This window comes from Micrococcus sp. UYEF5 (assembly GCF_040546065.1).
GTDB lineage: Bacteria > Actinomycetota > Actinomycetes > Actinomycetales > Micrococcaceae > Micrococcus > Micrococcus luteus.
On sequence record NZ_JBEPNB010000002.1, the window covers coordinates 242,127 to 254,020 of the forward strand.

Genomic DNA, 11,894 nt, shown 5'->3' on the forward strand with positions numbered 1-11,894 from the left:
CCCCGCCTCAGGCCCGTGCGCCGAACAGCGGCGCCAGCGTGGCCACGAGCGCCTCGTCGTCGGGCCGGGGCGCGGCGGCGTCCTCCCACCAGCCGGGCAGGTCCACGGCGGCGCCGACCAGCGGCTCGGCCAGGTGCAGCCGGTGCACCCGCTCCCCCGCCCCGCGCAGCAGCAGCGTCTCCCACGCGGCGCCGGCCACGCGGTCACCGTGGCGGCCCACGAGGTTGCCGCGGGTCCACGCGCGGGTGGCCCGCGGCGGCGTGGCGACGGCGGCACGGATCTCCGCCTCATCGGCGAGCGTCCGGAGGGCGCCGGCGGCCACGAGGCGGCGGTGCAGGGAGCGGGCCGGGCGGAGGTCGGCGTACTGCAGGTCCACCATCGCGAGGCGGGGGTCGGTCCAGTCCGCGCCCGTGCGGGCCCGCAGGCCCTCGAGGACGCGCAGCTTGGCCGCCCAGTCGGCGCGGTCGCTCAGGGACAGCGGATCCGCGGTGGCGTCGTCGAGGTCGACGGCCCAGGCGTCCAGCACTTCGCGCGTCTGCGGATCCGCCGCCCCGAAGGCGGCGCAGTGGGCGCGGGCCGCGTCCAGGTAGGACCGCAGGATCTGCAGCCCGGTCCAGTGCCGGCGCACGGGGCCGTCCGCGGTGCGTTCGAGCAGGGGCACCGTGGCCCGCAGGCCCGGGTCGTGGCTGATCGTCTGCAACGCGGCCACCGGGTCGTCCAGGGTGAGCCGGGGCGCCGTCCCGGCCTCGGCCATCGCGAGGACGAGCGCGGTCATGCCCATCCGCAGCCACGTGGCGTGCTGGCTCAGCGTCGCGTCGCCGATGATCACGTGGAGCCGGCGGTAGGCCTCGGGGCGGGCGTGCGGCTCGTCCCGCGTGTTGACGATCGGCCGGTGGATCGTGGTCTCCAGGCCCACGGGCTCCTCGAAGTAGTCGGCCCGCTGGGACAGCTGGAAGCCCGGCCGCTCCCCCGCCGGGCCGAGTCCCACGCGGCCCGCGCCCACGAGCACCTGCCGCGCCGCGAAGAACGGCAGCAGGACGGCGGTGAGCTCCTCGAAGTCGAGGGACCGGGCCACGAGGTAGTTCTCGTGCGCGCCGTAGGACTGGCCCTTGCCGTCCACGTTGTTCTTGTAGACCAGCACCTCCGGGGCGCCCTCGGCCTGGCCGATGTGCTCGGCCGCCGCCTGGGCGACCAGGTCCCCGGCGGCGTCCCACACCATGGCGTCCCGCGGGGTGGTCGTCTCCGGCGACGAGTACTCCGGGTGGGCGTGGTCCACGTACCAGCGCGCGCCGTTGGCCAGCACGGTGGACAGCAGCAGGTGCACGGGCTCCCCGTCCGGGCCCACGAGCGCCTCGTCGGTCAGCTGCGAGGGGTGCGCCGCCGAACGCGGCAGCCGCCAGCCGCGGGCGTCCACGAGCGGCGACTCCCCCGTGTAGTCCCACTCCGTGCCGGCCACCGCCGAGCCGGACCGGGTCGCCAGGTCCGCGTACGCGTTCACGAGCTCGACCGAGAGCACGCTGTGGTGCGCCCCCGGGTTGGCCGGCGCGTGGATGCCGAACTCGGTCTCCGTGCCCATCACCCGGTGCACGCCCCAGCCGGCGGCGTCCCGCCCGTTCGGGGGAACGGCCGCGCCGTGGAAAAGCCGGCGCTGGCCCTCGAAGGCGGGGGTCGGGCCGACGTCGACGGCCCGGGCGAAGCCGTCCGCGGCCCCGCGGCCGAACGCGCTCATGCCTCGACCCCCCGGACCATGCGCAGCGAGCGCAGCCGAGGACCGCGCCAGCCGGAGGTGCGCGCCCACTCGGCGGGCGCGACCGTGGCCAGGAGGTCCGTCTGGTCCTCCAGCACCGCGGCCACGGCCTCGCGCAGGTGGCCCTCGCGGACGCCGAGCGCGGCCGGGGCCTGGCCGGCGGCCAGGTAGTCGCGCACCGCGTGCCGCTTGGCGCGGTCCACGACGTCGGCCACCACGGCGCCCGAGACGAGGTCGGCCAGGTGCAGGGCGTGGGTCGTGCCGGACACGTCCGTCAGCTCCGCCAGCGCGGTGTCCGCGCCGCGGTCGTAGAGGGCGGCGACCGTCCGGGCGATGAGCGTCGCGCGGGCCGCGTCCGCGGAGCCGGCCGCGACGACGTCGTCGGCGTGCAGGGGCACGTCCGCGGTGAGGTGTTTGGCCATGATCTCCGCGGCGCCGGCGGCGTCGGGACGGTCCACGCGGATCTTCACGTCCAGTCGGCCGGGGCGGAGCACGGCCGGGTCGATCATGTCCTCGCGGTTGGAGGCGCCGATGACGATCACGTTCTCGAGGGCCTCGACGCCGTCGATCTCGGTGAGCAGCTGCGGGACGATCGTGGTCTCCACGTCCGAGGAGACGCCGGAGCCGCGCGTGCGGAACAGCGACTCCATCTCGTCGAAGAAGATGACCACGGGGAAGCCGGCGTCGGCCTTCTCGCGGGCCCGGTCGAAGATGACGCGGATCTGCCGCTCGGTCTCGCCCACGTACTTGTTCAGCAGCTCGGGTCCCTTGACGTTGAGGAAGAACGAGCGCTCGCCGTCCGCGCTGCGGGCCGAGAGGGCGTTGGCCACGGCCTTGGCGAGCATGGTCTTGCCGGTGCCGGGCGGGCCGTACAGCATGATCCCCTTGGGGGCGCGCAGGCCGTGCTCGCGGTAGACCTCGGGGTGCAGGAACGGGATCTCGACGGCCTCGCGGATCCGGTCGATCTGCGGGCCGAGGCCGCCGATGTCCTCGAACGTGACGTCCGGGACCTCTTCCAGCAGCACCTCGTCCACCTCGGACAGCTCGACCCGCCGCAGCGCCCATTCGACGCGGGCGTCCACGGTGACGGCGTCCCCGTGGCGCAGGTCGACGCCCTCCAGCGCGGGCGCGCGCCGCACCACGCGCTCCTCGTCCGCCGTGCCGGCCAGGACGAGGCCGCCGTCGGGCAGCGCCTCCTTGACGCGCAGCAGCTGACCCGACCCCGTGCCCGGGGCGACGCCGACGATCGAGCTGGACTCGTCCAGCAGCACCTGGGCGCCGGGGGTGAGGCGGGCGGCGTCGAGCAGCGGGGAGACCGTCACGCGCAGCCGCCGGCCGTTCTGCACGACGTCCGCTCCCCCGCGCACCACGGCGCCGGTCTCCACGCCCTCCTCGGGCTCGCGCGGGGCGTGGACGGCCTCGAGGGTGGCGAAGGTGAACGGCGGATGCGTGACGGCGTCCAGGTTCTCCTTGAGCGTCGTGATCTCGGCGCGCGTGGCCTCGAGCAGCTCGACCATGCGCCGGTTGTTGCGGGCGGCCGTCTGCGTCTGGGCCTCGGCGGCCCGACGGCGTTCGCTCAGGCCGGCGGCGTGCCGCTGGGCGGACTGCAGCTGGTGCCGCAGCCGTTCGGCCTCGGCCTGGGATTGCCGCAGCAGCTCCCGTGCCTCGGCGAGGCGCTGCTCGGCGTGCTCCGTGCCTGATTGCGCGTGGTGGTCCACCGGTGCTCCGTCCACTCAGTCCTGCTCCCCGGTCGGGGTCCTCCCACCGTACGCGTCCACGCCCTGCTCGGCGGCGCGTGACCGCGCGGCCATGAGGCGGGCCTCCTTCGCCGCCTTGCGCGCCTTCTTGTCTGTGATCGGCCGTTCGCCGAGGGCCTCGGGCGTCCACCGGGCCTCGTCGGCCGGCTGCCAGGCCTCGACGTCCTCGGCTCTGAACTCGGAGACCTTGGAGCGCTTCTTCAGGCGCAGCGCCTCCTCGCCCGAGGCCAGGCGGCGGGCCGTGAGGAGGAAGCCGGTGTGCGCGACCATGCGGTGGTCGGGGCGCACGGCGAGCCCGTCCAGGTGCCAGCCGCGCACGAGGGTCTCGTTGGCCTCGACCTGCGTGAAGCGGCCCGAGTCCCGGATGGCCTCGGCCACGCGGGAGAGCTGGGTGGCGGTGGCCACGTAGTTCAGCCACACACCGCCGGGGGCCAGGACCTCGGCGACGGCGTCGAGGCATTCCCAGGGGGCCAGCATGTCCAGGACCACCCGGTCCACGGAGCCCGGCTCGTGGACCTTGGGCATCTCCTCCTGCGCGTCGCCGAGGTGCACCGACCAGGCGGGGTGCTCGGCGCCGAAGAAGGCCTCCACATTGGCCCGGGCGACGTCCGCGAACTCCGGGCGGCGCTCGTAGGAGTGCAGGCGACCGTGGTCGCCCACGGCGCGCAGCAGGGACATGGACAGGGCGCCGGAGCCCACGCCGGCCTCGACCACGACGGCGCCCGGGAAGATGTCCGCCTGCTGCACGATCTGCGCCGCGTCCTTCGGGTAGACCACCGTGGCGCCGCGGGGCATGGACAGGACGAAGTCGTTCAGCAGGGGGCGCAGCACCTGGTACGGCTGGCCGGCCGAGTTCTCGACCACGACGCCCTCGAAGCCGCCGATCAGGTCGTCGTGCCGCAGCACGCCCTGGTAGCTGTGGAACTCCCCGCCGGGCAGCAGGGTGATCGTGTTGAGGCGGCCCTTCGCGTCCTTGATCTGCACGCGCTGGCCGGCCCGCAGGGGGCCGCGGCGCGCGCTCACGCCGGTGGGTTCGGTCATGGGGGGCTCCTTCGGTTCAGGGACGCCGCGTCGCGTCGACGGCGGCGAGGATCGTCTCGCGGGGCACCACGGAGCGCACGAGGCCGTGCGCGTCGGTCAGCACCCACACGGGGGTCTGGGGGTCGGCCAGGCGGGCGGCCAGGTCGGGACCGGCGGCGGGGACGTCGTCGCGGACGAGGACGGCCTCCGGAGCCAGGGCGACGGCGACCGCGGCCAGGGCGGTGGTCGTGCGGCGCGCCGGGGTCAGGCCCGCCGCGGCCGTGAGGTCCAGCACGCCGCGGGGCCGACCGGCCCCGTCCACGGCCACGACGGCGCGGCGGCCGCCGTCCGCCTGGGCCAGGGCCTCGGCGACGCTGAGGTGCTCGGGCAGGGCGATGGCGGGCGCCTCGACCTGCTCGAGCCGCAGGGTCTCCAGCCGGCGGCTCCAGCGCCCGTGGCGCACGGCGTCGTCCGCGCCCCGCCACAGCGTGAGGGCGACCCAGGCCGCCAGGACGACGACGAACAGGTCCGGCGCGCGGCCTGCGAGGGTCGGGGGGCCGAGCACCGCCGCGAGGACGCCCACCGCGACGACGCGCCCGGCCCAGCCGGCCGCCTCGACGCCGCGGGCCCGGGAGCCGGTGGCGGCCCAGACGGCGGACTCGACCATGCGGCCGCCGTCGAGCGGGGTGCCCGGCAGCGCGTTGAACGCGGCCAGGAGGAGGTTGGCCCACACCGTGACCTCGAGCAGCAGGGCGGGGACGGACGGGCCGGCCACGGCGCGGGCCGCCAGGTGGGCGAGGCCCGCGAGCACGAGGTTCGCGGCGGGGCCGGCCATCGCGGTGAGCACCGTGTCCAGCGGTCGGGCGGACGGGCTGCGGAACTGGGTGTGCCCGCCCCACAGGGTGAGCGCGATCTCCTCGGTGCGCTGGCCGAAGGCGCGGCCGGTGAGGGCGTGGGCGGCCTCGTGGACCAGGACGGAGAGCGCCAGGAGCACGGCGTACCCCAGGGCCACCCCGTAGGCGCCGCCGCCGATCGAGGGCAGCGCGCGCTGGATCTGCGGGCCGAACGCGAGGGTGATGACCGCGGCGATCAGAAGCCAGGACCAGGACAGGCGCACCGGCGCGCCGGCGATCGTGCCCAGCCGGACGGAGGCGGGCCCGCTCATCCGGCCCCGTCCGCCCCGGGCCCGCGCGCGGCGGCGATCCGACGGACCGCGGCGAGGTCGGCCGGCGTGCGGCCGGCAAGCGTCGTCCACTCGACGGTCGCGAGCCCCGCCGGCAGCGGCAGCACGCTGGGCACGCCGACCGTCGGCAGGCCCGCGGCCATGGCCGCGCCGACGCCCACCGGGGAGTCCTCGACCGCCACACAGTCGGCGGCCGTCAGCCCCGGTGTCCGCTCGGCCAGCAGCTGCAGGCCCAGCCGGTACGCCTCCGGGTCGGGCTTGCCCCGGGAGACCATGTCCCCCGAGACGACGACGTCCAGCGTGCCCGCCGGCGCCCGCTCGGCCAGCGCGCGGGCCAGCGGGGCATGAGACATCGTCACGAGGGCGCCCGGCACGCCGGCCTCGGCGAGCGCCACGAGCAGCTCCCGGGCGCCCGGCCGCCACGGCACCCCGCCGACGACCCCCTGGACGACCTCGTCCATCGTCAGGTCGATGATCCGCTGCACGGGCAGGTCCAGCCCGGCCTCCTGCAGGCGGCGCGCTCCCTCGTCGAGGGGGCGTCCCACGAGGGAGGCGGCCAGGTCCTCCGACCAGGTGCCGCCGTGCTCGACCACCAGCCGACGCTGGACGGCGTTCCACAGGGGCTCCGTGTCCACGAGGGTGCCGTCCATGTCCCACAGGACGGCGCGCGGCAGGCGGCGGGCACGGTCGTCCGGGGCGGGCGCGGGGTGGCGGGACATGGAGTGCATCCTATCGAGCGCCGCCGCCGGGGTGTGCCGGGCGGGTCGCGGGCCGTGACCCCGTCGTCGGGCCGTGTCTAGGCTGGCCGCCATGACCGACGCTACCTCCGAGGACCAGCCGGACGACGTCCTGGGCCCGCTGCGGACCCACCTGACGGCGACCGTGGACGCGCTCGAGGCCGGGCGGCGGGCCCCCACGGTCATGCTGCTGGCCTTCGAGGGGTGGAACGACGCCGGGGAGGCCGCGACCGGGGCCCTGGGCGCGCTGCGGGAGCAGTGGGACGCGGCGGACGCGGGACGGGTGTGCGACGGCGAGTTCTACGACTACCAGGTCACCCGGCCGCTGGTCCGGCGCGACGCCGACGGGCTGGGGACGCTGGACTGGCCGGCGGTCACCCTGCACGAAGCGCTCCTGGACCGGGAGGGCCGGCCCGTCGCGGGCGAGGCCGCCCCGCCGGACGGGGTGCGTGTGCTCCTCGCCGTCGGCGTGGAGCCGAACGTGCGGTGGCGCGCGTTCCTCGAGGAGCTGTTCACGGCGGCCGACGCGCGCGACGTGGACGCCGTCGTGACACTGGGTGCGCTGCTGGCGGACGTGCCCCACACCCGGCCCCTGCGCGCCCGCCCGACCTCGCCGCTCGTGGACGTGCGGGTGGCCGTCGGCGCGGACCGTCCGGTCTACGAGGGGCCCACCGGGATCATCGGCGTCATCGCGGACGAGGCCGCGCGCCGCGGCCTGCCGAGCCTCTCACTGTGGGGGACGGTGCCCCACTACGTGGCCCAGGCGCCCTCCCCCAAGACGCTGCTCGGGCTGGTCGAGGCGGTCGAGGACCTGCTGCACGTGAGCGTGTCCACGCGCGGGCTGGAGGACGACGCGAGGGCATGGCAGCGCGGCGTGGACGAGCTGGCCGCCGAGGACCCCGACGTCGCCGCCTACGTCCGGCAGCTCGAGGAGGCCCAGGACACCCAGCAGCTGCCGGAGGCCTCGGGCGAGTCGATCGCGCGGGAGTTCGAGCGCTACCTGCGCGGGCGCGGCGGACGCTGACGCCCGGCCGCGTCCGGCGGGGTCAGCGCAGGCGCAGACCCAGCAGCGCCGCCACGACGTCGACCACCGACACCGGGTCGGCGGCGGCCTCGGCCAGGCCCGGCAGGGTGCCGGCCGCCCATGCGTCGATGGCCTCCAGCGCGCGGGGGGCGTCGAGGTCGTCCGAGAGCGCCGCGTGCACCGCGTCCAGCACGGCGACGCCGGCGGCGGCATGCGGCCCGTCCAGGGCGGCGCGCCAGCGGACCACGCGCGCCTGGGCGTCGGCCAGCACCTGCTCGGACCACTCCCAGTCCGACCGGTAGTGGTGCGCGAGGATCGCCGCCCGGACGGCCACCGGCTCGACGCCCCGCGCCCGCAGGCGGGAGACGAGTTCGAGGTTGCCGAGGGACTTGGACATCTTCTCCCCGTCCAGGGCCACCATGCCGGTGTGCGCGTAGGTGTGCGCGAGCGGCAGGCCGTCGACGGCGGTGGCGTGCGCGGCGGAGAACTCGTGGTGCGGGAACCGCAGGTCGGAGCCGCCGCCCTGCACCGTGAACGGCGCCGGCAGGTGGGCCCGGGAGATCACGGAGCACTCGATGTGCCAGCCGGGCCGGCCGGAGCCGAGCGACCGCCCGTCCCAGGCCGGCTCGCCCTCGCGGTGCACACGCCACAGCAGCGGGTCCAGCGGGTCGCGCTTGCCGGGGCGGTCGGGATCGCCTCCCCGCTCCGGGAACACCGCGGCCATCTCGTCCAGGCCCATCGCGGAGACCTGCCCGAGGCGCCAGTCGGTCGCGGACTGGGCCGCGCGGACGTCGAAGTAGACGTCCCCGTCGGGCTCACCGTCGCCGCCCGGCACGCGGTAGGCCCGGCCCGCCGCCAGCATCGTCTCGACGGCGTCCACCACCAGGCCCACCGCCTCGGTCGCGCCGACGTAGTGGTCCGGGGCGAGCACCTCGAGGGCGGCCATGTCCGCACGGAACAGGTCGGTCTGCTCCTCGGCGAGCGCGCGCCAGTCGACGCCGGTCGCCTCGGCCCGCTCGAGCAGGGGGTCGTCCACGTCGGTCACGTTCTGGACGTAGGCGACCTCGAGACCGGCCGCGCGCCAGTAGCGGTGCAGCAGGTCGAAGGCCACGTAGGTGCTCGCGTGGCCGAGGTGCGTCGCGTCGTACGGGGTGATCCCGCAGACGTACAGCGAGGCGCGCTGGGCGTCGTTGCCCGGATGCCGGGTCCGTCCCGTGGCGGTGTCGTGCAGCCGCAGCCGGTCGGGGCGGCTCGGCACGGCGGGCGGGGCGGGGGTGCTCCAGGACTTCACGGGACTCCTCACATCGGGGTGGTTCGGCGGTGCCGGGCCGTCATGCCCGGCGGCGGGAGCGGGCTCAGGCGTTGATGACGCCCGCGCCCAGCAGGGCGAACAGGACGCCGCCCAGGAGGATGCGGTACCAGACGAACGGCAGATACGAGTTGGTGCTGATGAAGCGCATGAGCCAGGCGATGACCGCGTAGGCCACCACGAAGGCGATCGCGGTCGCGACCAGCGTCTCCCCCATGCCGTACGGACCCTGCGTGCCGGGATCGGTGAGCGAGGTGTACAGCTTGTACAGGCCGGAGGCGAACACGGCGGGCACCGCCAGCAGGAACGCGTAGCGGGTGGCGGCGGGCCGGGTGTAGCCCATGGCCAGGCCGGCCGCGATGGTGCCGCCGGAGCGCGAGACGCCCGGGATCAGCGCGAGGGCCTGGGCCAGGCCGTAGAGGACGCCGTCCCGCACGGTGAGCTTCTCGAGCGGCTTGGTCTGACGGCCGAGCCGGTCCGCCAGGGCGAGCAGGACGCCGAACACGATGAGCATGGTCGCCGTGATCCACAGCGAGCGGAACTCCGTGTCGATCCAGTCCTCCAGCAGCAGGCCCAGGACCGCGATCGGGATCGAGCCCACGATGATCAGCCAGCCCATGCGCGCATCGGGGTCCGAGTGCGGGATCCGCCCCGTGACCGCGGCGCACCACCGGCCGATGATGCGGGTGATGTCGCGCCAGAAGTAGATGAGGACCGCCAGCTCCGTGCCGAGCTGCGTGATGGCCGTGAAGGCCGCCCCCGGGTCGGTCGCGGAGGGCAGGAACTCGCCCACGATGCGGATGTGGGCGGAGGAGGAGATGGGCAGGAACTCCGTGAGGCCCTGCACCAGGCCCAGGATGATGGCTTCGATCCACGTCACGGAGGGTCACTCTACGCGACGGCCCCGGGTGGGAACCCGGGGCCGTGCGATCCGTCACGAGCAGGACGGTCAGTCGTCGTCGTCCTCGTCGTCGAAGAGGTCGAGCGGGGTGACCTCCTCGGTGTCCGCGTACAGGGCGTCCTCGTAGGCCTCGAAGGCGTCGGCCACGGCGAAGAAGGCGGCTTCGACGGCGGGGTCGTCCTCGCCCCGCTTGTTCTGCGCGGCCACGAGGTGTTCGTTCAGGGCGGTGGTGAGGGCCTCGAGGGCCATGCGGGCGTCAGAGCTCATGGGTGAACGGTAACCCGGTGGCCGGTGACGCGGCCAGGGGTGGGCCGTACGGGACCGGCCGCCGGACCCGACGCCGTCTGCCAGGATGGGCGGGTGCGTGAACAGCTGATGTCCTCGACCCTCGACGCGATCTCCCGCGGACAGAAGTGGGAGTACCTGGTGATGACGGTCGCCGCCCACGAGTCCCTCGCCGACGCCCGACGGCGCCTCGTGGAGCACGCGGAGTACGGCCAATGGGAGCTGCAGCGCTCCGTGCACTACCGCGACGGGGCGCGCCGCTACTGGATGCGCCGCCGGGTGATGCGCGTGGCCTCGACCCTGCAGACCCTCTGAGGCGCGGGCGCGACGACGCCGCCCCGGCCGTCGTCGCCGCCCGCGGCCCGGATCAGCGCGGCTCCAGCATCCGCTCGAGCACCCGGCAGCCGAACTCGAGCGCGTCCACGGGCACCCGCTCGTCGATGCCGTGGAACAGGGACGTGAAGGCCAGGTCGGCGGGCAGGCGCATGGGCGCGAAGCCGTAGCCGGTGATGCCCAGCCGGGAGAGGGACTTGTTGTCCGTGCCCCCGCCGAGCATGAACGGCAGCACCTGGGCCTCGGGGTCCTCCGCCTGCAGCGCGGCGATCATCAGCTCCACCAGGTCCCCGGAGAAGGGGGTCTCCAGGGCGACGTCCCGGTGCTCGGGTGCGATGGTCACGTCCGGGCCGGCGAGCTCGGCGATCGTGGCGAGGGCGGACTCCTCCTCCCCGGGGATCAGGCGCACGTCCACGGTGCCGGTGGCCGAGGACGGGATGACGTTGTGCTTGTAGCCGGCGGTCAGCCCCGTCGGGTTGGACGAGGTGCGCAGGGTGCCGGCCACCCAGGACCGGGCCTGCCCGAGCGCGTCGAGCTGCGGCGTCGGGTCCGCCTCGTCGAAGTCGACGCCCATGATCTCCGCCACCTGTTCGAGCAGCGCGCGCGTGGTCTTGGTGTACACGAGCGGCCACTCGTGCCCGCCGATGCGGGTCATGGCGCCGGCCAGCCGGGTGACCGCGTTGTCCGGGTGCGGGGCCGAGCCGTGCCCGGGGGCGCCCTGTGCGGTGAGGTTCAGCCAGGCGAGCCCCTTCTCCGCGGTCTGCACGAGGTAGGCGCGCGAGCCGTGCACCTCCGTGGAGAAGCCGCCCACCTCGGAGATCGCCTCGGTGCACCCGTCGAACACCTCGGGGTGGTGGTCCACGACCCAGCGTGCGCCGTAGACGCCGCCGGCCTCCTCGTCGGCGAAGAACGCGACCGTCAGGGGGCGCCGCGGCCGGCGGCCCGTGCGGGCCAGGTGCAGCAGCACCGCGAGCACCATGGCGTCCATGCCCTTCATGTCCACGGCGCCGCGCCCCCAGATCATGCCGTCCTTGAGCTCGGCGCCGAACGGGTCCACGCTCCACTCGTCCGCCTCGGCGGGGACCACGTCCGTGTGCCCGTGGATGACGAGCCCCGGCGCCTCCGGATCCCAGCCCGGCAGATGCCCGACGACGGAGACCCGGCCCGGCGCCGACTCGAAGAAGCGGGGGGTCATCCCCGCCTCGGCCATGAGCCGGGCGCAGTACTCCGCGGCCTCGGGCTCACCGACGGAGACGTTGCCCCCGCGGTTGGTCGTGTCGATCCGGATGAGGTCGCGGCAGATCTCCACGACGCGGTCCTCGGGGCGCGAGCGGGCGGGGTTCACGATGTTCTCGACCATGGTTTTGAGCCTAGCCCGAACCCGTGCTATCTTTCTCGAGTTGCCCGGAGCGGGACGGACCGGACAGGGCCGGAACGCGGTGGGCGACGGAGCCTCTCCCAGGGTTCCACCGATGAGCGCGAGTGGCGGAATTGGTAGACGCGCAGCGTTGAGGTCGCTGTGTCCGCAAGGACGTGGGGGTTCAAGTCCCCCCTCGCGCACCGCTCGTCGAGCAGCAGGGCCCCGGTCGTCACGACCG

General features: G+C 75.2%; 11 protein-coding genes and 1 tRNA gene. 3 read left to right on the top strand and 9 right to left on the bottom strand.

The features are described from left to right. Positions 1–7 precede the first annotated feature (7 nt). From dop to ABIB16_RS03145, 5 genes are read right to left on the bottom strand one after another with little or no spacing between them, the layout of a single operon-like run. Positions 8–1,729, bottom strand: coding sequence for a depupylase/deamidase Dop (gene dop / locus ABIB16_RS03125; RefSeq protein ID WP_041103801.1), 1,722 nt, complete (start codon positions 1,727–1,729; stop codon positions 8–10). Further along, positions 1,726–3,480 carry a proteasome ATPase gene (gene arc / locus ABIB16_RS03130; protein ID WP_041103804.1) on the bottom strand — a complete coding sequence of 585 codons (1,755 nt, stop codon included), beginning with the start codon at positions 3,478–3,480 and terminating at the stop codon, positions 1,726–1,728. Before arc ends, dop begins: the two co-directional genes overlap by 4 nt. Continuing rightward, a complete protein-coding gene (locus ABIB16_RS03135) occupies positions 3,481–4,545 on the bottom strand; it encodes a tRNA (adenine-N1)-methyltransferase (protein ID WP_020627227.1) in 1,065 nt (354 codons plus the stop codon). It lies immediately after the preceding gene. A 16-nt stretch (positions 4,546–4,561) separates the two neighbouring features. Continuing rightward, positions 4,562–5,689, bottom strand: coding sequence for a site-2 protease family protein (locus tag ABIB16_RS03140; protein WP_095353363.1), 1,128 nt, complete (start codon positions 5,687–5,689; stop codon positions 4,562–4,564). Next, positions 5,686–6,426 carry an HAD family hydrolase gene (locus tag ABIB16_RS03145; protein ID WP_052520060.1) on the bottom strand — a complete coding sequence of 247 codons (741 nt, stop codon included), beginning with the start codon at positions 6,424–6,426 and terminating at the stop codon, positions 5,686–5,688. The genes ABIB16_RS03140 and ABIB16_RS03145 overlap by 4 nt, the downstream gene beginning before the upstream one ends. 91 nt (positions 6,427–6,517) lie before the next feature. Here ABIB16_RS03145 and ABIB16_RS03150 point away from each other — a divergent pair, with 91 nt between their 5' ends. After that, positions 6,518–7,468, top strand: coding sequence for a PAC2 family protein (locus tag ABIB16_RS03150; RefSeq protein ID WP_041103809.1), 951 nt, complete (start codon positions 6,518–6,520; stop codon positions 7,466–7,468). 22 nt (positions 7,469–7,490) lie between these two features. On the opposite strand, the gene mshC is transcribed toward ABIB16_RS03150, so the two are convergent. The 3 genes from mshC to ABIB16_RS03165 all read right to left on the bottom strand — a co-directional run bounded on the left by mshC (position 7,491) and on the right by ABIB16_RS03165 (position 9,945). Beyond that, positions 7,491–8,759 carry a cysteine--1-D-myo-inosityl 2-amino-2-deoxy-alpha-D-glucopyranoside ligase gene (mshC, locus tag ABIB16_RS03155; RefSeq protein ID WP_041103811.1) on the bottom strand — a complete coding sequence of 423 codons (1,269 nt, stop codon included), beginning with the start codon at positions 8,757–8,759 and terminating at the stop codon, positions 7,491–7,493. A 64-nt stretch (positions 8,760–8,823) separates the two neighbouring features. Further along, positions 8,824–9,657, bottom strand: coding sequence for an undecaprenyl-diphosphate phosphatase (locus ABIB16_RS03160; protein ID WP_041103813.1), 834 nt, complete (start codon positions 9,655–9,657; stop codon positions 8,824–8,826). A 69-nt stretch (positions 9,658–9,726) separates the two neighbouring features. Beyond that, a complete protein-coding gene (locus ABIB16_RS03165; RefSeq protein ID WP_036315190.1) occupies positions 9,727–9,945 on the bottom strand; it encodes a hypothetical protein in 219 nt (72 codons plus the stop codon). 93 nt (positions 9,946–10,038) lie between these two features. Here ABIB16_RS03165 and ABIB16_RS03170 point away from each other — a divergent pair, with 93 nt between their 5' ends. Then, entirely contained in the window at positions 10,039–10,278 is a 240-nt protein-coding gene (locus ABIB16_RS03170; protein WP_036315193.1) for a DUF5703 family protein, read from the top strand. A gap of 52 nt (positions 10,279–10,330) precedes the next feature. On the opposite strand, the gene ABIB16_RS03175 is transcribed toward ABIB16_RS03170, so the two are convergent. Further along, positions 10,331–11,656, bottom strand: a complete 1,326-nt coding sequence (locus tag ABIB16_RS03175) for a M20/M25/M40 family metallo-hydrolase (protein ID WP_041103816.1) — start codon at positions 11,654–11,656, stop codon at positions 10,331–10,333. 116 nt (positions 11,657–11,772) lie between these two features. Here ABIB16_RS03175 and ABIB16_RS03180 point away from each other — a divergent pair. Then, positions 11,773–11,856: transfer RNA gene (locus ABIB16_RS03180), tRNA-Leu, on the top strand. Positions 11,857–11,894 lie beyond the last annotated feature (38 nt).